Here is a 25,758-nt window from a genome sequence, read left to right as displayed (position 1 = left end):
TCATTTTTTCGCATAGTCCATGACTCAAACATCGCGGCCGTTTCTGCCTTTCGTGAAGCCTGAAATCGACGAGGAAACCATTCAGGGCGTGGTCGACGTGCTGCGTTCCGGCTGGATCACCACCGGTCCGCAGAATCAGCAGTTCGAGGCGGAGCTCTCGGCGTTCGTCGGCGGACGGCCGGTGCGCGCGTTCAACTCCGGCACCTGCACGATGGAAATCGGCTTGCGGATCGCGGGTGTCGGCCCCGGCGACGAAGTCATCACCACGCCGATGACCTGGGTGTCCACCGCCAACGTCATTCTCGAAGTGGGCGCGACGCCGGTGTTCGTCGACATCGACCCGGTCACGCGCAACATCGACCTGAACCTGCTCGAGCGCGCCATCACGCCGCGCACGAAGGCGCTGATGCCGGTGTATCTCGCGGGCTTGCCCGTCGACATGGACCGGCTCTACGAGATCGCGCGCGCCCACAAGCTGCGCGTGATCGAAGACGCCGCGCAGGCGTTCGGTGCGAGCTGGCGCGGCCAGCGCATCGGCGCGATCGGCGACATCGTGTCGTTCAGTTTCCATGCGAACAAGAACGTGACGTCGATCGAAGGCGGTGCGCTCGTCGTGAACAACGAAGACGAAGCCGAACTCGCGCGCAAGTATCGTCTGCAAGGCATCACGCGCACGGGCTTCGACGGCATGGACTGCGACGTGCTCGGCGGCAAGTACAACCTGACCGACGTGGCGGCGCGCGTCGGGCTCGGTTCGCTGCGGCGCGTGGAAAGCATCACGGAAAAGCGCCGGGAGCTGGCGCGCCTGTATTTCGACGCGTTCGAAGGCAGCGCCGCGGTGAAGCTCGGCGTGGGTCTGCCGGCGCGCAATTTCACGGACAGCAACTGGCACATGTTCCAGATCGCGTTGCCGCTCGAACGCCTCACGCTCTCGCGCGCGGAATTCATGGAGCAACTGAAGGCGCGCGGCGTCGGCAGCGGCGTGCACTACCCGGCGCTGCATCTGTTCACGCTGTATCGCGCGCGCGGCTTCAAGGAAGGGATGTTCCCGCATGCCGAACGTTACGGCGCGACGAACGTCACGCTGCCGCTCTTTCCGGGCATGAGCGCGGAAGATGTCGCGCACGTCGTCGAATCGATCGACGACATCTGCACGCAATTCGGCAGCAACGAAAATCTCAACGGATAAATCAGCAAGGACGATCAGCGCAACATGAGTCATATGGATTTTCCGGCGACGTCGCCCGAGCTCTCGGTGATCATCCCGGTCTACAACGAGGAAGCCGGCCTCGCCGCCCTCTTCCAGCGCCTGTATCCGGCGCTGGATGCGCTGGACACGTCGTATGAAGTGATCTTCATCAACGACGGCAGCCGCGACAAATCGGCCGCGCTCCTCGCGCAGCAATTCCACGTGCGGCCCGACACCACGCGCGTCATTCTGCTGAACGGTAACTACGGCCAGCACATGGCGATCCTGGCGGGCTTCGAGCAATCGCGCGGCGATATCGTCGTCACGCTCGATGCCGATCTGCAGAATCCGCCCGAGGAAATCGGCAAGCTCGTCGCCAAGATGCGCGAAGGCTACGACTACGTCGGCACGATTCGCCAGCAGCGCCAGGACAGTCTGTGGCGCAAGAAAGCATCGCGCGCGATGAACCGGCTGCGCGAGCGCATCACCAAGATTCGCATGACGGATCAAGGCTGCATGCTGCGCGCGTACAGCCGCCATATCATCGATACGATCAACCGTTGCGGCGAAATCAACACGTTCATTCCGGCGCTCGCGTACACGTTCGCGCAGAATCCGATCGAAGTCGACGTCGCGCATGAAGAGCGCTTCGCGGGCGAATCGAAGTATTCGCTCTACAGCCTCATCCGCCTGAACTTCGACCTCGTCACCGGCTTCTCGGTCGTGCCGCTGCAATGGCTGTCGTTCATCGGCGTGATTCTGTCGGTCGGCTCGGCGGGCCTGTTCGTGCTGCTGCTGATTCGCCGCTTCATGTTCGGCGCGGAAGTTCAGGGTGTCTTCACCCTCTTCGCCATCACGTTCTTCATGCTCGGCGTGATCATCTTCGCGCTGGGGCTGCTCGGCGAATACATCGGGCGCATCTATCAGCAAGTGCGCGCCCGGCCGCGCTATCTCGTGCAGACGATCCTCGAACAACGCGACGGCCTGCCGATCGCGACCAAGCCGCTTCAGGAAGCCGTGCAACAGGTGGCGGCCGTCACGCGCGAGGAAAACGGCCGATGAAGCCGCGCGCAGTCGTATTCGCGTATCACAACGTCGGGGTGCGCTGTCTGCAGGTGCTGCTCGCGCGCGGCGTCGATGTCGCGCTCGTCGTCACTCACGAGGACAGCGCGAGCGAGAACATCTGGTTCGGCAGCGTCGCGCAGGTCGCGGCGGAACATGGCATCGAGACGATCATGCCGGCTGATCCGAAAGCGCCCGAACTGTATGACGCGGTCGAGAAGATCGCGCCGGATTTCATCTTCTCGTTCTATTACCGGCACATGCTGCCGGTGTCGCTGCTCGCGCTCGCGAAACGCGGCGCGTACAACATGCACGGCTCGCTGCTGCCGAAGTATCGCGGCCGCGTGCCGACCAACTGGGCGGTGCTCAACGGCGAAACCGAAAGCGGCGCGACCTTGCACGAGATGGCCGCCAAGCCCGACGCGGGCGCGATCCTCGCGCAGACGCCGGTGCCGATCCTCCCCGACGACACCGCCGCGCTCGTGTTCGACAAAACGGTGGTCGCTGCCGAGCAGACGCTCTGGCGGGTGCTGCCCGCGCTGCTGGCGGGTGAGGCGCCCCATCTGCCCAACGATCTCGCCGCCGGCAGCTACTACGGCGGACGCAAGCCGGAAGACGGCCGCATCGACTGGACGCAGCCGGGCGCGCGCGTCTACAACCTGATTCGCGCCGTGGCGCCGCCTTATCCGGGCGCGTTTTCGGATATCGGCGCGGAGCGTTTCATTGTTGCGCGAGCGCGTCTCGTGCCCGAAACGGGCGCGCCCGGCGTTTCGCCCGACAAGCTGCGCGAACTGCGGAGTTTGCCGCCGGGCCTAAGGGTGACGGATAATGCGCTGTTTGGCGTCTGCGGCGATGGCCGTGTCATCGCCATCCACGAATTGCGTCATCGGCCGCTCGGTGCCGACGCGCAACCCGTGGGCGACGAGCGCCCCGTCGATCCCGCCGAATTCGGCCGAATCATTCAATCCTCTCGTCATTCATGAAAAAAGTTCTGATCCTGGGTGTCAATGGCTTCATTGGCCACCACCTGTCCAAGCGCATCCTCGAAACGACCGACTGGGAAGTCTTCGGGATGGACATGCAAACCGATCGCCTGGGCGAGCTCGCGAATCACGAGCGGATGCACTTCTTCGAAGGCGACATCACCATCAACAAGGAGTGGGTCGAGTATCACGTGAAGAAGTGCGACGTGATCCTGCCGCTCGTCGCCATCGCCACGCCCGCGACCTACGTGAAGCAGCCGCTGCGCGTGTTCGAACTCGACTTCGAAGCGAACCTGCCGATCGTGCGCTCGGCCGTGAAGTACGGCAAGCATCTGGTGTTTCCGTCGACGTCCGAGGTGTACGGCATGTGCACCGACGAGCAGTTCGACCCGGAAAACTCCGTGCTGTCCTACGGTCCCATCAACAAGCCGCGCTGGATCTACGCGTGCTCGAAGCAGCTGATGGACCGCGTAATCTGGGGCTACGGCATGGAGGGCCTCAACTTCACGCTGTTCCGTCCGTTCAACTGGATCGGGCCGGGCCTGGATTCCATCTACACGCCGAAGGAAGGTTCGTCGCGCGTGGTGACGCAGTTCCTCGGCCATATCGTGCGCGGCGAGAACATCAGTCTCGTCGACGGCGGTGCGCAGAAGCGCGCGTTCACCGATATCGACGACGGCATCGGCGCGCTGATGAAGATCATCGAAAACAAGGGCGGCGTGGCGTCGGGCAAGATCTATAACATCGGCAATCCGAAGAACAACTTCTCGGTGCGCGAGCTCGCCAACAAGATGCTCACGCTCGCCAACCAGATCCCCGAGTACGCGCAAAGCGCGAAGCAGGTGCAACTCGTCGAGACTTCGTCGGGCGCGTACTACGGCGCGGGCTATCAGGACGTGCAGAACCGCGTGCCGAAGATCGACAACACCATGCAGGAACTCGGCTGGGCCCCGCAAGCCACGATGGACGACGCGCTGCGCAAGATTTTCGAAGCGTATCGCGCGCATGTGGGCGAGGCCCGCAAGCTCGTCGAGCAGTCGTAAAGAGGCGCGCGCGTGGCCCGCATCGTCCTCAAGATCGACGTCGATACGCTGCGCGGCACGCGCGAAGGCGTCCCCAATCTCGGGCGTCTGCTCGACAAGTACGGCGCCCGCGCGACGTTCCTCTTCAGCTTGGGCCCGGACCACACCGGCTGGGCGCTGCGGCGCGTCTTCCGGCCGGGCTTTCTCAAGAAGGTGTCGCGCACGTCTGTGGTCGAGCATTACGGCGTGAAGACGCTTATGTACGGGGTGCTTTTGCCGGGACCGGACATCGGCCGCGAAGCCGTGTCCGAAATGCGCGCGATCCACGAAGCCGGCTTCGAATGCGGCATCCACACGTGGGACCACGTCTACTGGCAGGACAACGTGCGCGCCCGCGATCGCGACTGGACCGTCGCGCAGATGCAGCAGAGTCACGCGCGCTTCATCGAGATTTTCGGGGCGCCGCCCGTCACGCACGGCGCCGCGGGCTGGCAGATGAACGGCTACGCGTTCGAGCAGATCGACGCCTGGGGCATGCGCTACGCCTCGGATGGACGCGGCCACACGCCGTACATCCCCGTGCTCGACGGCCGCACGCTGAACCACGTGCAGATGCCCACCACGCTGCCGACGCTCGACGAAGTGCTGGGCGTGGACGGCGTCGACGAAAGTAACGTGGCGGCGCATCTGCTGCGTCGCACGGCGGACAATCCGCACGATCAGGTGTTCACGCTGCACGCCGAGCTCGAGGGCCAGAAGCTCGCTCCGATATTCGAGCAACTGCTCGCCGGCTGGCGCGCTCAGGGACACAGCTTCGCCACGATGGGCGACTACCATGCCGCGCTGGACCGGGCGACGCTGCCCACGTACCCTGTCACGTGGGGCGAGATTCCCGGCCGCGCGGGCGAATTGATCGTCCAGCCGGGCTGAAACGCGCGCGCCGCGCAGGCGCGCGTTTTCTCCGCCTCGCCGTCACACCGTCTTTCTCACCGACACACCACAACAACCGGAGAAAACTTCGTGTCAGTCGCTGTCGACCAGCCCGTTCCCGACTTCACCGCACCCGCGACGGGTGGCGAGTTCACGCTTTCGAGCCTGCGCGGCAAAAAGGTCGTGCTTTTCTTCTACCCGAAGGACAACACGCCGGGCTGCACCACCGAAAGCCTGCAATTCCGCGACCACTACGACCAGTTCAAGGCGGCCGGCGCGGAAGTGATCGGCATCTCTCGCGACAGCGTGAAATCGCACGACAACTTCAAGGCCAAGCTGGAGTTGCCTTACACGCTGGTTTCAGACACCGACGAAGCCATCTGCGCGGCGTTCGATGTCATCAAAATGAAGAAAATGTATGGCAAGGAAGTGCGCGGCATCGAGCGTTCGACCTTTCTCATCGACGCAAAAGGCGTGCTCAAACGCGAGTTCCGCGGCGTCAAGGTGCCAGGCCACGTAGAGGCCATCGTCGAGGCTGTACAAGCAATTTGAGGCACGCTATATTGGTTCGCAATGAGCGCCTGTCTACTTCAACCCTTTTCTCTTAGCGCGAGCCGCCGGGCGCCTGTCGGCGCGGTCGGCATGGATCCGGGCTACGCGGAGACGGTACGGCGCAGGTGCTCCGAGACAGAAGTCAGCCGCTGGTTCCGGTAGTCGGAACGGCGGCTTTTTTATTTGGCGTCGTGCAAAAGCCACGTTCGACCGGCTCGCGCGGGACGACCCGTAGACGCAACCCCCAAGGAGCAGATCGAAACTTAGGCGAACCGGCGTTTTCGACAATGAAGCGCGCCACCGGGCGCAAACTGCGGGATCCGTATCGCTTCGAGGGCGTACGAGCAGGATGCGACAGGCGGCGCACGATACACGACCCGATTCCTTTCGAGGGAACACCATGCCTTTGCCTACCGCCCCGGCCAAACTCGGCCACCTCCTGCCGTCCGACGAGTACAAGGCCAAAGCCCGGCCTTCGAAACAGTCGAAAAAGTCCGCCGCGGCCAGTGACGACGACGCCTATGGCGCGGTCGAAACCGTGGCCGCCGGGCGTCCTGCGGCGAACGCCGCGCACACGTTGCGCTCGATCGCGAGCGACGTGCTGACCCAGATTCCCGCCGAAGCGCACGCCGACGCGGCCGTCCCGCCGCCCGCGCCCGGCACGGTGCCCACGCGCGGCCGAAAATCGAAACAGACCGCAGCGCTCTTGCAACCGGTGCCGGGCGCGCGCGCCAAGCCGGACGAGGTCGAAGCGAAAAAGGTCGACGTTCGTGGCGAGCGCACGGAGCGCGCCGACGTACCCACGACGCCCGCCCCGGCCCCCGCGCGCGAGACGCGCACCCAGAACAAGCGCCGCCAGCGCACAACTGCCGAAGCCGAACTGCGCAAGCTCTTCGTGCTCGACACCAACGTGCTGATGCACGATCCGAGTTCGCTGTTCCGCTTCGAGGAGCACGACGTCTATCTCCCCATGATGACGCTCGAAGAACTCGACAATCACAAGAAGGGCATGTCGGAAGTGGCGCGCAATGCGCGTCAGGTGAGCCGCACGCTGGATGCGCTCGTCGCGCACGCGGGCAACGCCGCCAAGATGACGGAAGGCATTCCGCTCGCCGCGCAAGGCAATCGCGACGCCCTCGGCCGCCTCTACTTCCAGACCACGCTCACGGACATCGAGCCGGTCGAGGGATTGCCCGTCGGCAAGGCGGACAACCAGATTCTCGGCGTCGTGCGGGCGCTGCAAAAAGAGCGTCCGGATCGTCAGGTCGTGCTGGTGTCGAAAGACATCAACATGCGCATCAAGGCGCACGCGCTCGGTCTGCCCGCCGAAGACTACTTCAACGATCAGGTTCTCGAAGACAAGGACCTGCTCTACTCCGGCGTGCGCGCGCTGCCGCAAGACTTCTGGACGCGGCATGCGAAGGGCATGGAAAGCTGGCAGGACACGAAGACCGGCACGACGTATTACCGCGTGACCGGGCCGCTGTGCCCGTCGATGCTCGTCAACGAGTTCGTCTATCTGGAGCCGCAGAACGGCGAGCCGTCGTTCCACGCGGTGGTGCGCGAACTGAACGGCAAGACGGCGCTTTTGCAGACGCTGCGCGACTACGGCCACCACAAGAACAACGTGTGGGGCATCACGGCGCGCAACCGCGAGCAGAACTTCGCGCTCAACCTGCTGATGAACCCGGAAGTCGATTTCGTCACGCTGCTCGGTCAGGCCGGCACCGGCAAGACCTTGATGGCGCTCGCCGCCGGCCTCGCGCAAGTGCTCGACGACAAGCGCTACAACGAGATCATCGTGACGCGCGCGACGGTTCCGGTCGGTGAAGATATCGGCTTTCTGCCGGGCACCGAGGAAGAGAAGATGCAGCCGTGGATGGGCGCTTTCGACGACAACCTCGAAGTTCTCCAGAAAACCGACGACGCCGCTGGCGAATGGGGCCGCGCCGCGACGCAGGAGTTGATCCGCTCGCGCCTGAAAGTGAAGAGCATGAACTTCATGCGCGGACGCACGTTCGTGGACAAGTACGTGATCATCGACGAAGCGCAAAACCTGACGCCCAAGCAGATGAAAACGCTCGTTACGCGCGCGGGTCCGGGCACGAAGATCGTGTGTCTCGGCAATATCGCGCAGATCGACACGCCTTATCTGACCGAAGGCAGCTCGGGCCTCACGTATGTCGTCGATCGCTTCAAGGGTTGGACGCACAGCGGCCACGTAACGCTCGCACGCGGCGAACGTTCGCGTCTCGCCGATTACGCGTCCGACATTCTGTAAGCGCGCGGCATTTTCTTTGGCATCACGGCCCGGCGGAGCGATCCGCCGGGCCGTTTCCATTTGGTCTGAACGTTTCGCGCGGACAACAGTTAAATCTGAAACTTCATGTAGAACATCAGGAAATCTTGCGGCACGCCCGTTCGGCGGGCTAGTATCGGCACACCTGTCTTCCTCCGGCGAGATTTCGCTCGCCCATTGCAATGCGTCGATTCTGGCTGCCGCTTCTCGTGACCGTCCTGCTCGCTGCGTGCGGAAGCGCGCCGCAGCAGGCAGCGCGCAAGCCCGCCGCCAGCACGGCCGCCAACCGCACCTTCAAACCGCCGCCCGGCTTCCCTAATTTCGTCGATCACAGCGTCGGGCGCGAGGAAATCTCCATTCAGGCGATGTCGCTCGTCGGCGTGCCGTACCGCTGGGGCGGCAACACGCCCGACGCCGGCTTCGATTGCAGCGGGCTTGTGCGCTATGTCGTCGATCGTGCGGCGTCGGTGAATCTGCCGCGCACGACCGCCGACATGAGTTCGCGCGGCGAATCCGTCGAACCGGACGAAGTCGCGCCCGGCGACCTGATCTTTTTCAACACGACCGGGCGGCCGCATTCGCACGTCGGCATTTATGTGGGCAAGTTGCGCTTCGTCAATGCGCCGTCGACGGGCGGCACTGTTCGGCTCGACTATCTGACGAACCCATACTGGGCGAAGCGATTCGACGGTATTCGACGCGTTGCGCCGCCGAAAGCCGCGCCCACGCCGTTCGATGCGCCGACTTATCTCGCATCGCCGGCGCCGGCAGCGGCACCCGCGGCGGCACCGGAACCGGTCTATGCGCGACAACCTGCGACTGCACCGGCAAGCGCCCCGACAAGCGCCGACGCCTTCGAGCCGCCGCCGACCACGCTCAGCGCGGCCCAGCGCCAGGCGCAGGCCGCCGGCGCAAGCGCACCGCCGCTGGCCACAGCGGTCACAGCGGTGAGCGCCGCCCCCGATCCGATCCAGGCCGCCGCGGATGCGTTCGAGCCGCCTCCTCCGACCTCACGCGCAGCGCAGCAGCAAGCGCGTGCGGCTCAGTCGGTCGGCACGCCCGCCGAATCAGCCGATCCGCCCGTGCGCGTGATGCGCGCCTCCACCGGCTCACTCGTGGCGCCGCGCCCCGCCCCGTCCGACGATCCCATCGCCCGCTTCGCCACCGGCACGAACTGACGCGCGGCGCGCGTCTCTGCTATCGTGTTTCGATCATTCCTCACGGGAGCGGAACACCATGGATCTGGGACTGGCGGGCAAGGTCGTGCTCATCACCGGCGGCAGCAAGGGAATCGGTTTTGCCTGCGCGAAAGCGTTCGCGGAGGAAGGCGCGAAAGTCGCGATCGTCTCGCGCGACGCCGCGAACCTCGCCCGCGCCCGCGAGCAGCTGGCGAGCGCCGGCCATCACATCCATCTCGCGCGCGCCGATCTGCACGAAGCGCATAGTGCCGAAGATGTCGTCGAGGAAGCGAGCGCCGCGCTCGGGCCCATCGACATTCTGATCAACAGCGCCGGCGCCGCGCGCCGCTACGACCCCGATACGCTCGATGCCGCCGCCTACAAGGCCGCGATGGACGCCAAGTACTTTTCCTACGTCTATCCGCAACAAGTGGTGCTCAAGCGCATGGCCGAGCGGCTGCGGCGCGACCCTCAGGCGGAGCCCGGCGCGATTGTCAATATCGTCGGGATGGGCGGAAAAATTGCGACGGACATTCACATCGCGGGCGGTGCGGCCAACGCGGCGCTGATGCTCAACACGGTCGGCCTCGCGCATTACTACGCGAAGTTCGGCATCCGCATCAACGCGATCAATCCGGGTGCGACGCTCACAGAGCGCGTCGAGGAAGCGCTCGAACTGGAGGCGAAGCGCCAGGGCGTGTCGCGCGATGCGGTGCTCGCCGAAAGCCAGGCAAAGGTGCCGCTCGGACGTTATGCGAAACCGGAGGAAATCGCCGACGTCGCGCTGTTTCTGGCGAGCCGCCGCGCGAGCTACGTGTCGGGCGCGATCATTCCGATGGACGGAGTGTCGTCGCCGATCATCTGATGCGCTTCGGCCCCGAATCGCTGCGGGGCCGAAGGCTGATAAGACTGCTTAGAGCGAGCGTTACAGGAAGCGGTGGCCGATCCACCACCCGGCCGCCGCGAGCGCGGCCGACGCGGGAATCGTCAGAATCCACGCCCACACGATATTGCCCGCGACGCCCCAGCGCACCGCGCTGAACTTCTGCGTCGCGCCGACGCCGACGATGGCGCCCGTGATCGTATGCGTCGTCGACACCGGAATGCCGAGGAACGACGCCACGAAGAGCGTGATCGCCCCGCCCGTCTCGGCGCAGAAACCGCCGACCGGCTTCAACTTCGTGATCTTCTGACCCATTGTGCGCACGATGCGCCAGCCGCCGAACAGCGTGCCAAGACCCATCGACAGATAGCACAGGCCGATCACCCAGACGGGCGGTGCGTCGGCGGTCGCGGAAGCGTAGCCGGTCGCGATCAGCAGCATCCAGATGATGCCGATAGTCTTCTGCGCGTCGTTGCCGCCGTGGCCGAGCGAATACAGGCCCGCCGAGACGAGCTGCATGCGGCGAAAACGCCGGTCGACCTTCGAGGGCGGCGTACGGAAATACAGCCACGACACGAGCAGCATGAAGAACGAGCCGAGCACGAAGCCGAGCAGCGGCGAGATAAAGATGAACGCGACCGTCTTGAGCAGGCCGTCCATGTTGAGCGATCCCCAGCCCGACTTGGCGAGCGCGGCGCCGACCAGCCCGCCGATCAGCGCGTGCGACGAGCTCGACGGAATCCCGTAGTGCCACGTAACGATATTCCAGCCGATGGCGCCGACGAGCGCGCCGAAGATCACGTAGTGATCGACGATTTCGGGATCGATCGTACCCTTGCCGACGGTGGCGGCGACTTTCAGGTGAAAGATGAAATACGCGATGACGTTGAACGCGGCGGCAAACGCAACGGCCTGCTGCGGCTTGAGCACGCCGGTCGAGACGACCGTCGCGATGGAGTTGGCGGCGTCGTGGAAGCCGTTCATGAAGTCGAACGCGAGTGCGACTATGACGAGCAAGGCGACAGCCCAGATGGCGAGTTGAATCGAATGCATCAGTTGGTGTTGTTTTGACCGGTCTGGAAACGCGCTGCCGGTTTATCGTCCCGGTGGTCGAGCGGCTGCCCGCCGCGCGGCGACGAATCGCGCGCTGCGGGTTCGGGAAGTTCGATCAGGCGTTTTCCAGCACGATGCCTTCGATAATGTTCGCGACGTCCTCGCACTTGTCGGTCACCGTCTCGAGCAACTCGTAGATCGCCTTCAGCTTGATGAGCGTCTTGACGTCGTCCTCTTCTCGGAACAGCTTCGACATCGCCGAGCGCAGCACGCGGTCGGCATCCGATTCCAGACGGTCGATTTCTTCGCAGATCTTCAGGATCTCGCTCGCACGCTTCATGTCGGCCAGCAAGCCCACGGCCTGTTGCACGCGCAGGCAGGTCGCCGTGCAGATATGCGCAAGCTGGCTCGCCTCCGAGGTCACCGCGCGCACGTCATACAGCGAAATGGCCGTGGCGACGTCCTCCATCAGATCGAGGATGTCGTCCATCGTCGTGATCAGCTTGTGGATCTCGTCGCGGTCCAGCGGCGTGATGAAAGTCTTGTGCAGCAGATCGATGGTTTCGTGCGTGAGCTTGTCGGCGCGCTTTTCGTTCGTCTGCACGTTCTGCTTGTGTACCTCGGCGTCTTCGAGGTTGTCGATCAGCAGTTCAAGCTCGCGACTTGCGTCGACCATGCACTTCGCGTGCGCGTTGAATATCTCGAAGAATTTGCCCTCAGTGGGCATGAAACGACCGAACATGAAAATCCCGATAGATGGGTCAGTTTTGAGACGGACATCAAACCGTCATATTGTACCTGTGCGCACTACCCGGCGCACCGCGCTTGCGCGCGGCGGCCGTTGGCGTGTGGTGACGGTGTGACAGCAGCCCGCGTTATTCGCTGCCGTAGAAGCTCTGCGCGCCGGCGAAGTTGTCAAACTTCGTATATTGGCCGTGGAAAGTCAGGCGTACCGGACCGATCGGACCGTTACGCTGCTTGCCGATAATGATCTCGGCGGTGCCCTTGTCGGGACTGTCCGGATTGTAGACTTCGTCGCGATAGATAAAGAGGATGACGTCCGCGTCCTGTTCGATAGCGCCCGACTCGCGCAAGTCCGACATGATCGGGCGCTTGTTCGGCCGCTGCTCCAGACCGCGATTCAACTGCGACAGCGCGATCACCGGTACGTCGAGTTCCTTGGCAAGGCTCTTGAGCGACCGCGAGATTTCGGAAATTTCGGTCGCACGGTTTTCGCCGGAGCTCGAGCCGCTCATCAGTTGCAGATAATCGACGATGATCAGGCCGAGCTTGCCGCACTGACGCGCGAGACGCCGCGCGCGCGAGCGCAGTTCCATCGGGTTCAGGCCGCCGGTTTCGTCGATGAAAAGCTGCGCCTCGCTCATTTTCTGCACCGCGTGCGTGAGCTTCGGCCAGTCTTCGTCGGTCAGCCGCCCCGTGCGCATGCGATGCTGGTCGAGCCGGCCGACCGAGCCGAGCATCCGCATCGTCAGTTGCGTGCCGGGCATTTCCATCGAAAACACCGCGACGGGCAAGCCGTACTCCACTGCCACGTATTCGCCGATGTTCATCGAAAAAGCCGTCTTACCCATCGACGGGCGGCCCGCCACGATAATCAGCTCGCCGCCATGCATGCCCGAAGTCATGCGATCGAGGTCGACGAAACCCGTCGGCGTGCCGGTCACGTCGCTCGGATTGGCGGTGTGATACAGCGTGTCAATGCGCTCCACGACCTGCGTGAGCAGCGGGCCGATTTCCAGAAAGCCCTGCGTGCCGCGCGCGCCGTCTTCCGCGATCGAAAACACGCGCGATTCCGCTTCGTCCAGAATCTGCCGCACTTCCTTGCCTTGCGGATTGAAGGCGTCCGCGGAAATCTCGTCCGCCACCGAGACTAGCCGCCGCAGCACCGCGCGATCGCGCACGATCTCGGCGTAGCGGCGGATATTCGCCGCGCTTGGCGTGTTCTGCGCAAGCGCGTTCAGATACGCGAGACCGCCCACTTCCTCGGCCTTGCCGGCCATGGTGAGCGCTTCATAGACGGTGATGACGTCCGCCGGGCGCGTTGCCGCGATCAGCTTGCCGACGTGTTCGTAGATGATGCGATGGTCATAGCGATAAAAGTCGCCTTGCGACATCACGTCGGCGATGCGGTCCCATGCGGCGTTGTCCAGCAGCAGGCCGCCGATCACCGATTGCTCGGCTTCGATCGAATGCGGCGGAACCTTCAGCGCGTCGAGTTGCGGGTCTTTGGACGGTGCGTTCATGGGGTGGAATTATCGATGAATGGCGGGTCGCGGACAATAAAAAAGGCAGGAACCTCGGGGTTTTGCCCCTCTGGTTCCTGCCCTTCTTTCCTGCGGGCGAGGCACGGGGCCTCGCCTGAAACTTACGCGTGCTCGCCGAGCACCGACACCGTGACGTCGACCAGCACGTCCGTGTGCAGCGCCACTTGAACTGCGTGGTCGCCGACGATCTTCAGCGGGCCTTGCGGCAGACGCACTTGCGCCTTTTCCACATCGGCGAAGCCTTGCTTCTTCAGCGCGTCTGCGATGTCCGCGTTCGTGACCGAACCGAACAGACGGCCGTCAACGCCAGCCTTCTGCGAGATCTGCACGGTGAAGCCGTTCAGCTTTTCGCCTTGCTTTTGCGCGGCTGCCAGCTTTTCAGCGGCGACCTTTTCGAGTTCGGCGCGGCGAACTTCGAATTCGGCGATTGCGTCCTTCGTGGCGCGGCGTGCCTTCTTGCCGGGGATCAGGAAGTTACGTGCGTAGCCGTCCTTGACCTTGACGATGTCGCCCAAGTTGCCCAGGTTGACGACTTTTTCCAAAAGAATGATTTGCATTTTTGGCTTGTCCTTATGCGTCGTCTGATTAGGCCTTGTGCAGGTCGGTGTACGGCAGCAGCGCGAGGAAACGTGCGCGCTTGATGGCCGTGTCGAGCTGGCGCTGATAGTGCGCCTTCGTGCCAGTCAGACGAGCCGGCGTGATCTTGCCGTTTTCGCCGATGAAGTCCTTCAGCGTTTCCGTGTCCTTGTAGTCGATGTACTCGACACCGGCTGCCGTGAAACGGCAGAACTTCTTGCGCTTGAAGAGCGGGTTTTGTTGCTGACGACGCTTGTCGAATTTCTTACCAGTCGGGCGGGGCATGTTCAGTCCTTTCCAATGTCCTGCAATTCTGTGATGTGAAACACCAGGGTTCGGGCATTACGGCTTTTCTTCGCCAGAAAGCCGGTGAAGCGTGTTTCGACGCCCATCGGACAGCTTTCCAGCTTGCCGCTCGCTTCTCCGGCCGCCACTGCCTGCAGTGTCAGTTCGATCTTCCGGGCGATGCCCGCTTCGACGACTTCTGCCGCGTGTTGCAACGTGCAGCTTGCGATCGGGATGCCGGCGGGCGTGTACCGCACCGGTTCGCGTTCCACGACGCTTGCTGTCAGCTGCAGCCGGTTCACGAGATTAGTGTTGTTCCCTGATGGCTTGACAGTTCTGAACTGTCCTTAAGCCTGCGCTTCGGACGGCTGGCTGGCCGCCTTCTTGGCTTCTTCGCGCTGCACTTCCTTCATCATCGGCGACGGGCCGGTTTCGGCCTTCTTCAGCTTGACGATGAGGTGACGCAAAACGGCGTCGTTGAACTTGAATGCGTGTTCGAGCTCTTCGAGCGTCGTTTGATCGCATTCGATGTTCATGCAGACGTAGTGAGCCTTCGCGAGTTTCTCGATCATGTAGGCCAGTTGACGGCGGCCCCAGTCTTCGATGCGGTGGATCTGGCCACCGTGCGACGTGATCGTGCCCTTGTAGCGCTCGATCATGGCGGGCACTTGCTCGCTCTGATCGGGGTGCACGATAAAGACGATTTCGTAATGACGCATATTCACTCCTTGTGCTGACTTATGGATAAAAGCCACCCGGGCGTCGGACCGGTGCGGCAAGTGAGAAGCCCGAAACTATAACGCGTTCCGCTCGCGTGGGCAAGACAAATCAGCATTTTGCGACTGACTTTGGCTGTGAATTCAAGCATTTAGCAGGCATTCAGCGTCCATGGGCGACGGGCGCGTGCTCCGGCAAAGGCTCGCCGGGCGGCGCGAGCAGGCGGCTCCAGTAGCCGGGCTGCGCGTAGATTTCCTTAAGATAATCAATGAAGTAGCGCACGCGCGCAGGCACATAACGCTGTTGCGGATAGACCGCGAGGATGTCGTAATCGGGTAATTCGAACTCGTCCAGCACGGTTTCGAGTTCGCCCGCTTCGAGTTGCCGCTGAATCTCCCACGTCGAGCGCCAGCCGAGTCCGAGGCCTTCCGATACCCAACGATGCAGCAATTCGCCGTCGTTGCAATCGAGGTTGCCGGAAACGCGCACCGTCACCAGCTTGCCGTTGCGGCGAAAGTACCAGCCGCGGTTTTGGCCGCCCTGCAGATTGAACGCGAGACAGTTGTGCTCCGGCAGATCTTCGAGCGATTTCGGCTTGCCGTGCTTCTTGAAGTACGCGGGCGTGCCGCACACGACGCGCCGGTTGCCTGCCAGTTTCACCGCGACGAAGTTCGGATCGACCGCCCCGCCGATGCGAATCGACAGATCGTAGCCCTCGCGCACCAGATCGACGACGCGATCGGTCAGATTGAACGACATCTGCAATTCGGGCTTGTCGGCGACGAACGCCGGCGCGTGCGGCGCGACATGCATGCGTCCGAACGCCGCCGGCGCCGATACGATCAGATGCCCGCCCACTGCGCGCCGCCCGGCCGCGAGTTCGTTCTCCGCCTGATCCCATTCCGCGAGCAGATTCTTGCAGCGGTCGAGAAACGCGGCGCCCTCCTCGCTCACGACGAGCCGCCGCGTCGAGCGGTACATCAGCTTCACGCCGAGGCGCTTTTCGAGCGCGTCGATGCGCCGCCCGAGAATCACCGGCGACACGCCCTCTTCCAGCGCCGCCGCCGCGAGGCTGCCCGCCTCGGCCACGCGCACGAAGGTTTCGATCTGCTTGAAACGGTCCATCTCGCGTCTCCTGTCCGATACAGCGCTGCCGCCGAACCCCGTGGCACCGTCATTCGATACTTTTTGTTTGGGAAAAAGCGACTTCAGCTGATCTTATCAAACCTTTTCCACGCTCTTAAAGTGCAATGGAACCCTGCTTCAATGCAGACAGCGAATTTCGGATAGAGACCCCAGGAAGGAGACAATCATGCCCAAGATGAGAGCCGTCGACGCAGCCGTCCTCGTGCTGGAGAAGGAAGGCATCGACACCGCGTTCGGCGTGCCGGGTGCGGCCATCAACCCGTTCTACTCGGCGATGAAGAAGTCGGGCGGCATCAGCCACGTGCTCGCGCGCCACGTCGAGGGCGCCTCGCACATGGCGGAAGGTTATACCCGCGCCGCGCCCGGCAACATCGGCGTGTGCATCGGGACGTCGGGTCCGGCGGGCACCGACATGATCACGGGCCTCTACTCGGCTCAGGCGGATTCCATCCCCATTCTCGCGATCACCGGCCAGGCGCCGCGTGCGCGTCTGTACAAGGAAGATTTCCAGGCCGTCGATATCGAATCGATCGCCAAGCCGGTCACCAAGTGGGCCGTCACCGTGCGTGAACCGGCGCTCGTGCCGCGCGTGTTCCAGCAGGCGTTTCACCTGATGCGCTCGGGCCGTCCGGGTCCGGTGCTGGTCGACTTGCCGATCGACGTGCAGTTGGCCGAAATCGAATTCGACATCGACACCTACGAACCGCTGCCGGTCTACAAGCCGAAAGCGACGCGCGCGCAGATCGAAAAAGCGCTGACGATGTTGAACGACGCCGAAAAGCCGTTGATCGTCTCGGGCGGCGGCGTGCTGAATGCGGCGGCGGAAGACCTGCTCGTGCAGTTCGCGGAAACGCTCGGCGTGCCCGTCATCCCGACGCTGATGTCGTGGGGCGCGATCCCCGACGATCACCCGCTGATGGCCGGCATGGTCGGCCTGCAGACGTCGCACCGCTACGGCAACGCGACGATGCTCGCCTCGGATTTCGTGCTCGGCATCGGCAACCGCTGGGCGAATCGTCACACGGGCAGCGTCGAGGTCTATACGAAGGGCCGTAAGTTCGTGCACGTGGATATCGAGCCGACGCAGATCGGCCGCGTGTTCGGACCGGATCTCGGCATCGTCTCGGATGCAAAGTTCGCGCTCGAATTGTTCGTCGAAGTGGCGAAGGAATGGAAGGCCGCCGGCAAGCTCAAGAACCGCAGCGCGTGGGTCGCGGATTGCCAGCAGCGCAAGCGCACGATGCTGCGCAAGACGCACTTCGACAACGTGCCGATGAAGCCGCAGCGCGTCTACGAAGAGATGAACCTCGCGTTCGACCGCGACACCTGCTTCGTCACGACGATCGGTCTCTCGCAGATCGCGGGCGCGCAGTTCCTGCACGTGTTCAAGGCACGCAACTGGATCAACTGCGGTCAGGCCGGCCCGCTCGGCTGGACCATTCCTGCCGCGCTCGGCGTGCGTGCGGCGGACCCGCAACGCAAGATCGTCGCGCTGTCGGGCGACTACGACTTCCAGTTCATGATCGAAGAGCTCGCCGTGGGCGCGCAGTTCAAGCTGCCGTACGTGCACGTGGTCGTGAACAACTCGTATCTCGGGCTGATCCGTCAGGCGCAACGCGGCTTCGACATGGATTACTGCGTGCAGCTTGCGTTCGACAACATCAACGCGCCCGAACTCGATGGCTATGGCGTGGATCACGTCGCGGTGGCGGAAGGTCTCGGCTGCAAGGCGCTGCGTGTGCACAAGCCGGAAGACATCGCGCCGGCTCTCAAGCAGGCGCAGGCGCTGGCGGCGGAGCATCAGGTGCCGGTGGTCGTCGAGATGATTCTCGAACGCGTGACCAACATCGCGATGGGCACCGAAATCGACGCGATCAACGAGTTCGAGGAACTCGCCGAAACGAAGGCCGACGCGCCGACCGCAGTCACGCCGCTGGACTGAGCATCGCCGCCGCGCGCTCGTGCACGTGCATGCACGTTCATGCAAGGAACGCGCGGCGTACATCAACTGACCGACCATCAGGGAAGAACAATGCCGAAATTTGCCGCGAACTTGACCATGCTGTTCAACGAACTTCCGTTCCTCGACCGCTTCGCAGCGGCGGCGAACGCGGGGTTCAAGGCGGTCGAGTTCCTGTTTCCGTACGCGTTTTCGATCGGCGATATCCAGAAACGCCTGAAGGACAACGATCTGCAAATCGTGTTGCACAACCTGCCTGCGGGCAATTGGGAAGCCGGCGAGCGCGGCATCGCCTGTCTGCCGGACCGCGTCGCGGAATTCCGTGAAGGCGTGCCGCGCGCAATCGAATACGCGAAGGCGCTGAACGTGCCGCAACTGAACTGCCTCGTCGGCATTCCGACGGCTGGCGTATCGGCGGAACAGGCGCGCGCGACGATCATCGAAAACCTGCGCTTTGCAGCCGATGCGCTCAAGAAAGAAGGTATCAGGCTGCTCGTCGAGCCGTGCAATTCGTACGACATTCCGGGCTTCGCGCTGAACCGTTCGAAGGAAGGACTGGATGTGATCCGCGCGGTCGGCTCGGACAATCTGTTCCTGCAATACGACATCTATCACATGCAGCGCATGGAAGGCGAACTCGCCGCGACCATCCGCAAGAATCTGCCGCAGATCGCGCACATTCAGCTCGCCGACAACCCTGGCCGCAACGAGCCGGGCACGGGCGAGATCAACTACGCGTTCCTCTTCGCACTGCTCGACGAGATCGGCTATCAAGGCTGGATCGGCTGCGAGTACAAGCCGCTCAACGGCACCGAAGCGGGCCTCGGCTGGCTGCACAGCATCGGCGGCGTGAAAGCCACCGCTGCAGCATAAATCTGACTCAATCTGACACGCAGGAGGAGCTTGAAGTATGGCAACGATCGGTTTCATCGGCCTTGGCATCATGGGCGCGCACATGGCGCGCAACCTCATCAAGGGCGGCCACAAGCTCGTCGTGAACGGCAAGTTCCCTGTGCCCGACGACATCCGCGCGCAGACGCAGGTCGTCGCGGACTCGGCAGCGGTTGCACAGGCGAGCGAAATCGTCATCACGATGGTGCCGGACACGCCCGATGTCGCCAATGTGCTGTTCGCCGATGACGGCGTCGCGAACGGTCTTTCGAAGGGCAAGCTCGTGATCGACATGAGCTCGATCGCCCCGCTCGAGACGCAGGAATTCGCGAAGAAGATCAACGCGCTCGGCTGCGACTATCTCGACGCGCCGGTATCGGGCGGCGAAGTCGGCGCGCGCGAAGCGACGCTCACGATCATGGTCGGCGGCCCGGAGAAGTCGTTCGAGATCGCCAAGCCGCTGTTCGAACTGATGGGCAAGAACATCTCGCTCATCGGCGACAACGGCGCGGGTCAGACGTGCAAGGTCGCGAACCAGATCATCGTCGCGCTGAACATCGAGGCGGTCGCCGAAGCGCTGTTGTTTGCGGCACGCTCGGGCGCCGATCCGGAACGCGTGCGCCGTGCGCTGATGGGCGGCTTCGCGTCGTCGCGCATCCTCGAAGTACATGGCGAGCGCATGACCAAGCGCACGTTCAATCCAGGCTTCCGTATCGAACTGCATCAGAAGGATTTGAACCTCGCGCTCGACGGCGCACGCAAGATGGGCCTGGCCCTCCCCCACACGGCGAGCGCGCAGCAACTCTTCAGCGTGTGCGCGGCGAACGGCGGCAAGGCCTGGGATCACTCGGCGATGGTCCGCGCACTCGAAATCATGTCCAACTTCCAGGTGGCCGACGAACCGCAGCAGGCAGCCAAAGCCGCGTAATTCTGTCACCTGAACCGTGGGGCGTCCCGCGTATGGGCACGCGGGACAAATGTCGCTCTGGGCTGAGGGCGGCAAAGTGGGGTCCGAGAGCGGCACCCGGCGGTGCGCCGGGTAAGCCTTGGTCGGTCAGACGGTTTATCGTCGGGTGTCCGCGTCGGATTGTTTCAGATTGCGTCCTATCGCCATGGCGCAAGTGGTGCTAAAAATTCCTTTTGTCAAACTCAGAACTATCTGGTGGTGTCCGCGACTAATCTGCCTGGACTTCGCGGCCGTATCACCACGTTAATTAAAGGAGTTGAACAATGGGAATTCTCAGCTTTATCAAGGAAGCGGGTGAAAAACTGTTCGGCGCTGTCACGCCGAGCGCGCAGGCAGCGTCCGATCCTGTGGATGTCGCCGCACTGAACCAGAAAGCGGGCGACGCGATTGCAGCGTACATTCGCTCGCAAGGTCTCAACGCGGACAATCTCAGCGTGCAATATGACGGCACCTCGCACACGGTCACCGTGTCCGGTCAGGCGCCCGATCAGGCGACCAAGGAGAAGATTCTCGTCGCGGCCGGCAATGTCCAGAACGTCGACAAGGTGGACGACCAGCTCACCGTGCCGAATGCCGGACCCGAGTCGCAGTACTACACCGTTGTGTCGGGCGACAATCTCTGGAAGATCGCGGAGAAGTATTACGGCAACGGCTCGAAGAACGACGTGATCTTCGAAGCGAACAAGCCGATGCTGAAGAGCCCGGACAAGATCTATCCGGGTCAGGTGCTGCGCATTCCGGCGGCGAACTGACCGGCGGCAGTCTCAACGAAAACGCGAACCGAGGTTCGCGTTTTTGCTTTTCAGTACGTGTCGAAAATACGTTGCAGGTCTTGCGCGCCCGACGCGAGCGCAAGCATCAGCAACACGCGCGCCTTGTACGGATTGAGCGTGCCCGCGCTGATTGTGCCGAGCGCATCGTCGGAAGCGGCGCCGTTGCGCATCACGTGACCCGAGCCGACGCGCGACGAACGCACCACCGCGACGCCCTTCTTCACCGCATCCGCGAGTGCGTGCGTGAGCGTCGCGTGCATCGAGCCGTTGCCCGTGCCCGCCACGACGATACCGCGCGCCCCCGCCGCGACGAGCGCATCGACCGTCACGCGCGAGGCGTCTGCATGACTCGTGACGATCTCGACCATCGGCCATTCGTCGGTCACGGAGAACTCGCTCGCAACGGTATGCGGGCGCACGACCGTGCGCTGAAATTCGACGCGTCCGTCCTGCACGAAACCGAGCGCGCCGGTTTCAGGCGCGCGGAAGGCATCGACGGCGTAGGTGCTCGTCTTGGCGACATCGCGCGCGCTGTGAATCTGGTTGTTGAACGCGACGAGCACGCCCTTGCCCGCCGCGTCCTGCGATGCCGCGACGCTCACCGCGTTGAGCAGATTCAACGGGCCGTCAGCGGAAAGCGCGGTCGACGGGCGCATGGCCGCCGTCAGCACAACAGGCTTCGCGCGCTTCACCGTGAGATGCAGCAGGTAGGCGGTTTCTTCGAGCGTATCGGTGCCGTGCGTGACGACGACGCCATCGATATCGTCTTGCGCGAGGAGCGTATCGATGCGCCGGCTGAGCGCAGTCCACAGCGCGGCACTCATGTCCTTGCTGTCGATGCTCGCGAACTGTTCGGCGTGAATGCGCGCGACGGAACTCAGCGCGGGCACGGCTTCGAGCAGCTTGTCGACGCCGACGACGCCCGCCTTGTAGCCCGCCGTCTTCGATGCATCGCCCGCCTGTCCGGCGATGGTGCCGCCCGTTGCCAGCACGGCGATGCGAGGGAGAGAGGATGTGTTCATGCCGGCGATTGTAAATCAGCCGGCATGGGTTTTACGCTGCTTCGCGAAGCTGGGCGGCGATCTGCGCTTCGTCGAGTTGCGGCGCGAACATCTCGATCAGCCGGTACGCGTACGCGCGCAGAAACGCGCCCTTTCTCAGGCCGACGCGCGTCGTGCTCGCTTCGAACAGATGCTGCGTATCGAGTGCGACGAGTTCGGTGTCGCGTCGGGCGTCATACGCCATCGCCGCCACGATGCCGATGCCCATGCCGAGTTCCACGTAAGTTTTGATGACGTCGGCGTCGATGGCGGTCAGCACGATATCGGGCATCGCGCCCACGCTCGCGAACGCCTGATCGACGTGCGAGCGGCCGGTGAAGTCGGTGTCGTAGGTGACGATCGGATATTCGGCGATCTGCTCGAGCGTGAGATTCTCGCGCCCGACGAGCGGATGATCCTTCGGCACCACGACCGTGTGATGCCACGAATAGCACGGGAACGTGACGATGTCCGGATAGCGGTCGAGCGCCTCGGTCGAGATGCCGATATCGGCCTCGCCGTTGATGATCATCTGCGCGATCTGCTGCGGGCTGCCCTGGCGCAGCGCGAGATGCACCTTCGGGAAGATTTCGGTGAACTGGCGGATGACCTTGGGCAGCGCGTAACGCGCCTGCGTATGAGTGGTCGCGACGACGAGATGGCCGTTGTCCTGATCCGCGAACTGGCGCGCGACGCGACGCAGGTTCTCGGCGTCGAGCAACATGCGCTCGATCAGCTGATGCACCTGCTTGCCAGGCTCCGTGAGCCCCGTGAGCCGCTTGCCGCGACGAATGAAGATATCGACGCCGAGTTCGTCTTCGAGATCCTTGATCTGCTTCGACACGCCCGACTGCGACGTATAAAGCACGTTGGCCACCTCCGTCAGATTCATGTTCTGACGCACGGCCTCGCGCACGAAGCGCAATTGCTGGAAATTCATGTCAGCCTCTCTTGATGCTTTTATGTCTTGATCTTATTTGATCTCATTGCGCTGGAAACAGGCGCAGCGCGCGCGGCACCGCCGTCACGCCATCGCCGATATCGAGTCTGAGCGCGCGCCATGCCTCGCGGTCCAGTTCCGCCTCGATCACGCTGCCCGCATTGCCTTCCAGTTCGACGCGCACCGAGCCGCCCAGCGTCACCACGCGCCGCACGCCGACCACGATGCCGTCGCGATGGGCGCCATCGGCGGGATACAACGCGAGATCGTGCGGACGGACATACGCGAGCGCGCGGCCGCTGAAATGCGCCTGTGCGGCGATCGGGCTCGATGCGCCATCCACGACGAAGCCGTTTGCATCGACATGGCCCTGCAGCCGGTTCGCCGCGCCGAGAAACTCGTAGACAAACGAGGTCTGCGGATGATCGTACACGTCTTGCGGACTGCCTACCTGCTCCACGCGCCCGTGATTCATCACGACAATCCGGTCCGCGACTTCGAGCGCCTCTTCCTGATCGTGCGTGACGAACAACGTCGAGATATGCAGATCGTCGTGCAGGCGGCGCAGCCAGCTACGCAATTCCTTGCGGACCTTGGCGTCGAGCGCGCCGAAGGGCTCGTCGAGCAGCAGAACTTTCGGCTCGACGGCCAGCGCCCGCGCGAGCGCAATGCGCTGCCGCTGCCCGCCCGACAACTCCGACGGGAAACGCTCCGCGAGCCAGTCCAGTTGCACGAGCTTGAGCAGTTCGTGCACTTTCTCGCGGATCACGGCGTCGCTCGGACGTTCGCGGCGCGGCTTCACGCGCAGGCCGAACGCGACGTTCTCGAACACCGTCATGTGCCTGAACAGCGCGTAATGCTGGAACACGAAGCCCACTTGCCGCTCGCGCGCGCCGACTGCCGCGACGTCTTCGCCGTTCAGCACGACTTGCCCCGCATCGGCGAATTCGAGGCCCGCGATCACGCGCAAGAGCGTGGTCTTGCCGCAGCCCGACGGCCCGAGCAGCGCGACGAGTTCACCCGCCGGAAAATCGAGCGAGACGTTGTCGAGCGCGGTGAAATCGCCGAAGCGTTTTTGCAGATTACGAACGATGATGCTCATGATGTTTTCGGCCTCTCAATGCTGTGCGGTGGCTTTGGCTTCGCTGACGACCTGCGACATGCGGCGCTCCGCGAGGAGCTTCAACGCGAGCGTCACGAGCGCGAGCAGCGCGAGCAGCGACGCCACCGCGAACGCCGCCGAAAAGTTGTATTCGTTGTAGAGAATTTCGACGTGCAGCGGCATCGTGTCGGTCTGGCCGCGTATATGGCCCGACACCACCGAAACCGCGCCGAATTCGCCCATCGCGCGTGCATTGCAGAGAATCACGCCGTAGAGCAGACCCCACTTCACGTTCGGCAGCGTGACGCGCCGGAAGATCTGCCAGCCCGATGCGCCGAGCACGTGCGCCGCTTCCTCTTCGTCGTTGCCTTGTGCCTGCATCAACGGAATCAGTTCGCGCGCGACGAACGGGAACGTCACGAAGATCGTCGCGAGCACGATGCCGGGCACCGCGAAGATGATCTGCACGTCATGCGCGGCGAGCCACGGGCCGAACCAGCCTTGCGCGCCGAACATCAGCACGTAGATGAGGCCGGAGATCACGGGCGACACGGAGAACGGCAGATCGATCAGCGTCGTCAGCAGCGCCTTGCCGCGGAACTCGAACTTCGCGATGGCCCACGACGCCGCCAGCCCGAACACGACGTTCAGCGGCACGGCGATCGCCGCCGTCATGAGCGTAAGCTTGATCGCGGACCAGGCGTCCGGGTCCTTGAGCGACTCGAAGTAATAGTCGATGCCTTTCGCGAACGCCTGCACGAACACCGCGACGAGCGGTACGACGAGAAAGAGCGCGAGAAACACGAGCGCGATGCCCGTCAGCAGCCAGCGCACGGCGCGCGGTTCGGTGACGGGATTGAGCCGGTTCTCGTGCATGCGGGCGGCGGCGTTCACCGGCAGCGCCTTGCTATTGGGCGTGCTCATGCGTGACCTCCGCCCGGATGTCCGGCATGCAGCGACGGACCGACCGCTACGGCAGGCGCTGCGCCGGTCCTGCTGGTGCGCCGCTGAAGGAACCATTGCAGCGTGTTGATGAGCAGCAGCATCAGGAACGACACGCACAGCATCACGACGGCAAGCGCCGTGGCGCCCGCATAGTCGTACTGTTCGAGCTTCGTGATGATGAGCAGCGACGTGATCTCCGACTTCATCGGCACATTGCCCGCGATGAAGATGACCGAGCCGTATTCGCCGAGCGCACGCGCGAACGCGAGCGCGAAGCCCGTCAGCAAGGCAGGAAACAACGACGGCAGCACGACGCGGCGAAACGTGAGCCAGCGCGTGGCTCCTAGGCACGCGGCGGCCTCTTCCTGCTCGCGCTCGAAGTCTTCCAGCACCGGCTGCACCGTGCGCACGACGAACGGCAAGCCGATGAACGTCAGCGCGACCAGCACGCCCAGCGGCGTGAACGCCACCTTGATGCCGAGTGGCGCGAGATACTGCCCGATCCAGCCGTTGCCCGCGTAGACGGCGGCGAGCGAAATGCCGGCGACGGAAGTCGGCAGCGCGAACGGCAAATCGACGATCGCATCGACGATACGCTTGAACGGAAACGTGTAGCGCACCAGCACCCACGCGACGAGAAAGCCGAACACCGCGTTGATGAGCGCGCCGCCGAGCGCCGCGAAGAACGTCAGCCGGTACGAGGCCAGCACGCGCGGCGACGTGACCGCGCGCACGAACTGCGCCCAGTCGAGCGTCGCCGTCTTGGCGAACGTGGCCGCAAGCGGAATCAGCACCACGAGGCTCAGATAAGCCACCGTGATGCCGAGCGTCAGGCCGAAACCGGGCAGCGCGCTCGGTTTCCTGAATGTGAGCGTTGTCATCCTTGAGTCATCCTTGATCGTCCTGCGTTGCGCGCCGGGGTCGGGCGCGCGTTGCTGCTGTCGTGCGCGGCGTCTTTGTGCGCCGCGTCGCGTGTCTGC

Annotated in this window: 26 protein-coding genes; 13 read left to right on the top strand and 13 right to left on the bottom strand. The window is 63.5% G+C overall.

The genetic code is table 11. From position 1 onward, the window contains the following. The first annotated feature begins 19 nt into the window (after positions 1-19). The 9 genes from BRPE64_RS06365 (at position 20) to BRPE64_RS06325 (ending at position 10,080) form a co-directional block, all read left to right on the top strand. On the top strand, positions 20-1,189 hold the full coding sequence (locus tag BRPE64_RS06365; RefSeq protein ID WP_016345230.1) for a DegT/DnrJ/EryC1/StrS family aminotransferase: 1,170 nt from the start codon (positions 20-22) through the stop codon (positions 1,187-1,189). 24 nt (positions 1,190-1,213) lie between these two features. Further along, complete coding sequence (locus BRPE64_RS06360; protein WP_044041310.1) at positions 1,214-2,251, top strand: glycosyltransferase; 1,038 nt, start codon at positions 1,214-1,216, stop codon at positions 2,249-2,251. After that, positions 2,248-3,234: a formyltransferase gene (locus tag BRPE64_RS06355; RefSeq protein WP_016345228.1), complete on the top strand. Its 987-nt coding sequence runs from the start codon at positions 2,248-2,250 to the stop codon at positions 3,232-3,234. The genes BRPE64_RS06360 and BRPE64_RS06355 overlap by 4 nt, the downstream gene beginning before the upstream one ends. Then, on the top strand, positions 3,231-4,277 hold the full coding sequence (locus BRPE64_RS32785) for a bifunctional UDP-4-keto-pentose/UDP-xylose synthase (protein ID WP_016345227.1): 1,047 nt from the start codon (positions 3,231-3,233) through the stop codon (positions 4,275-4,277). The genes BRPE64_RS06355 and BRPE64_RS32785 overlap by 4 nt, the downstream gene beginning before the upstream one ends. A 12-nt stretch (positions 4,278-4,289) precedes the next feature. Beyond that, entirely contained in the window at positions 4,290-5,186 is an 897-nt protein-coding gene (locus BRPE64_RS32780; RefSeq protein ID WP_016345226.1) for a polysaccharide deacetylase family protein, read from the top strand. Between the two features lie 90 nt (positions 5,187-5,276). Next, the gene (locus BRPE64_RS06340; protein ID WP_016345225.1) at positions 5,277-5,738 is read left to right on the top strand and encodes a peroxiredoxin; all 462 of its coding nucleotides are present in this window, start codon (positions 5,277-5,279) and stop codon (positions 5,736-5,738) included. 400 nt (positions 5,739-6,138) lie between these two features. After that, positions 6,139-8,019 (top strand): PhoH family protein, encoded by a 1,881-nt coding sequence (locus tag BRPE64_RS06335; RefSeq protein ID WP_016345223.1) that lies wholly within the window; start codon positions 6,139-6,141, stop codon positions 8,017-8,019. Positions 8,020-8,219: 200 nt separating this feature from the next. Continuing rightward, positions 8,220-9,215: a C40 family peptidase gene (locus BRPE64_RS06330; protein WP_016345222.1), complete on the top strand. Its 996-nt coding sequence runs from the start codon at positions 8,220-8,222 to the stop codon at positions 9,213-9,215. Between the two features lie 58 nt (positions 9,216-9,273). Next, positions 9,274-10,080: an SDR family oxidoreductase gene (locus BRPE64_RS06325; RefSeq protein ID WP_016345221.1), complete on the top strand. Its 807-nt coding sequence runs from the start codon at positions 9,274-9,276 to the stop codon at positions 10,078-10,080. Positions 10,081-10,140: 60 nt separating this feature from the next. On the opposite strand, the gene BRPE64_RS06320 is transcribed toward BRPE64_RS06325, so the two are convergent. The 8 genes from BRPE64_RS06320 to BRPE64_RS06285 all read right to left on the bottom strand — a co-directional run bounded on the left by BRPE64_RS06320 (position 10,141) and on the right by BRPE64_RS06285 (position 16,139). Then, positions 10,141-11,151 carry an inorganic phosphate transporter gene (locus BRPE64_RS06320; protein WP_016345220.1) on the bottom strand — a complete coding sequence of 337 codons (1,011 nt, stop codon included), beginning with the start codon at positions 11,149-11,151 and terminating at the stop codon, positions 10,141-10,143. A 115-nt stretch (positions 11,152-11,266) separates the two neighbouring features. Further along, positions 11,267-11,893: a DUF47 domain-containing protein gene (locus BRPE64_RS06315; protein ID WP_016345219.1), complete on the bottom strand. Its 627-nt coding sequence runs from the start codon at positions 11,891-11,893 to the stop codon at positions 11,267-11,269. A 133-nt stretch (positions 11,894-12,026) separates the two neighbouring features. Beyond that, the gene (locus BRPE64_RS06310) at positions 12,027-13,415 is read right to left on the bottom strand and encodes a replicative DNA helicase (protein ID WP_016345218.1); all 1,389 of its coding nucleotides are present in this window, start codon (positions 13,413-13,415) and stop codon (positions 12,027-12,029) included. Positions 13,416-13,537: 122 nt separating this feature from the next. Continuing rightward, positions 13,538-13,993: a 50S ribosomal protein L9 gene (gene rplI, locus BRPE64_RS06305; RefSeq protein WP_016345217.1), complete on the bottom strand. Its 456-nt coding sequence runs from the start codon at positions 13,991-13,993 to the stop codon at positions 13,538-13,540. Positions 13,994-14,021: 28 nt separating this feature from the next. Beyond that, the gene (gene rpsR, locus BRPE64_RS06300) at positions 14,022-14,297 is read right to left on the bottom strand and encodes a 30S ribosomal protein S18 (protein WP_007000150.1); all 276 of its coding nucleotides are present in this window, start codon (positions 14,295-14,297) and stop codon (positions 14,022-14,024) included. A 2-nt stretch (positions 14,298-14,299) separates the two neighbouring features. Further along, positions 14,300-14,599, bottom strand: coding sequence for a primosomal replication protein N (gene priB / locus BRPE64_RS06295; RefSeq protein ID WP_016345216.1), 300 nt, complete (start codon positions 14,597-14,599; stop codon positions 14,300-14,302). Between the two features lie 45 nt (positions 14,600-14,644). Next, on the bottom strand, positions 14,645-15,016 hold the full coding sequence (rpsF, locus tag BRPE64_RS06290) for a 30S ribosomal protein S6 (RefSeq protein WP_016345215.1): 372 nt from the start codon (positions 15,014-15,016) through the stop codon (positions 14,645-14,647). Between the two features lie 160 nt (positions 15,017-15,176). Then, positions 15,177-16,139 (bottom strand): LysR family transcriptional regulator, encoded by a 963-nt coding sequence (locus BRPE64_RS06285; protein WP_016345214.1) that lies wholly within the window; start codon positions 16,137-16,139, stop codon positions 15,177-15,179. A 187-nt stretch (positions 16,140-16,326) separates the two neighbouring features. Here BRPE64_RS06285 and gcl point away from each other — a divergent pair, with 187 nt between their 5' ends. From gcl to lysM, 4 genes are all read left to right on the top strand, one after another. Continuing rightward, the gene (gcl, locus tag BRPE64_RS06280; protein WP_044041309.1) at positions 16,327-18,102 is read left to right on the top strand and encodes a glyoxylate carboligase; all 1,776 of its coding nucleotides are present in this window, start codon (positions 16,327-16,329) and stop codon (positions 18,100-18,102) included. Positions 18,103-18,192: 90 nt separating this feature from the next. Next, entirely contained in the window at positions 18,193-18,993 is an 801-nt protein-coding gene (gene hyi / locus BRPE64_RS06275; RefSeq protein WP_044041308.1) for a hydroxypyruvate isomerase, read from the top strand. Positions 18,994-19,030: 37 nt separating this feature from the next. Further along, positions 19,031-19,939, top strand: a complete 909-nt coding sequence (locus BRPE64_RS06270; protein WP_016345211.1) for a 2-hydroxy-3-oxopropionate reductase — start codon at positions 19,031-19,033, stop codon at positions 19,937-19,939. Positions 19,940-20,241: 302 nt separating this feature from the next. Further along, complete coding sequence (gene lysM / locus BRPE64_RS06265) at positions 20,242-20,730, top strand: peptidoglycan-binding protein LysM (protein WP_016345210.1); 489 nt, start codon at positions 20,242-20,244, stop codon at positions 20,728-20,730. A 50-nt stretch (positions 20,731-20,780) separates the two neighbouring features. Here lysM and BRPE64_RS06260 read toward each other — a convergent pair whose 3' ends face one another. The 5 genes from BRPE64_RS06260 to cysT are packed head-to-tail and all read right to left on the bottom strand — an operon-like array spanning position 20,781 to position 25,659. Next, complete coding sequence (locus tag BRPE64_RS06260) at positions 20,781-21,773, bottom strand: asparaginase (RefSeq protein ID WP_084675723.1); 993 nt, start codon at positions 21,771-21,773, stop codon at positions 20,781-20,783. 31 nt (positions 21,774-21,804) lie between these two features. Beyond that, a complete protein-coding gene (locus BRPE64_RS06255; protein WP_016345208.1) occupies positions 21,805-22,731 on the bottom strand; it encodes a CysB family HTH-type transcriptional regulator in 927 nt (308 codons plus the stop codon). A 43-nt stretch (positions 22,732-22,774) separates the two neighbouring features. Then, a complete protein-coding gene (locus tag BRPE64_RS06250) occupies positions 22,775-23,833 on the bottom strand; it encodes a sulfate/molybdate ABC transporter ATP-binding protein (protein WP_016345207.1) in 1,059 nt (352 codons plus the stop codon). 15 nt (positions 23,834-23,848) lie between these two features. Further along, positions 23,849-24,757 carry a sulfate ABC transporter permease subunit CysW gene (gene cysW, locus BRPE64_RS06245; protein ID WP_016345206.1) on the bottom strand — a complete coding sequence of 303 codons (909 nt, stop codon included), beginning with the start codon at positions 24,755-24,757 and terminating at the stop codon, positions 23,849-23,851. After that, entirely contained in the window at positions 24,754-25,659 is a 906-nt protein-coding gene (gene cysT / locus BRPE64_RS06240; RefSeq protein ID WP_016345205.1) for a sulfate ABC transporter permease subunit CysT, read from the bottom strand. Before cysT ends, cysW begins: the two co-directional genes overlap by 4 nt. Between the last annotated feature and the right edge of the window lie 99 nt (positions 25,660-25,758).

Origin of the sequence: Caballeronia insecticola (genome assembly GCF_000402035.1) — a bacterium.
Taxonomy (GTDB): Bacteria; Pseudomonadota; Gammaproteobacteria; order Burkholderiales; family Burkholderiaceae; genus Caballeronia; species Caballeronia insecticola.
The sequence above is the reverse complement of the archived record's forward strand: the minus strand, read 5'-3'. Positions and strand labels throughout refer to the sequence as shown.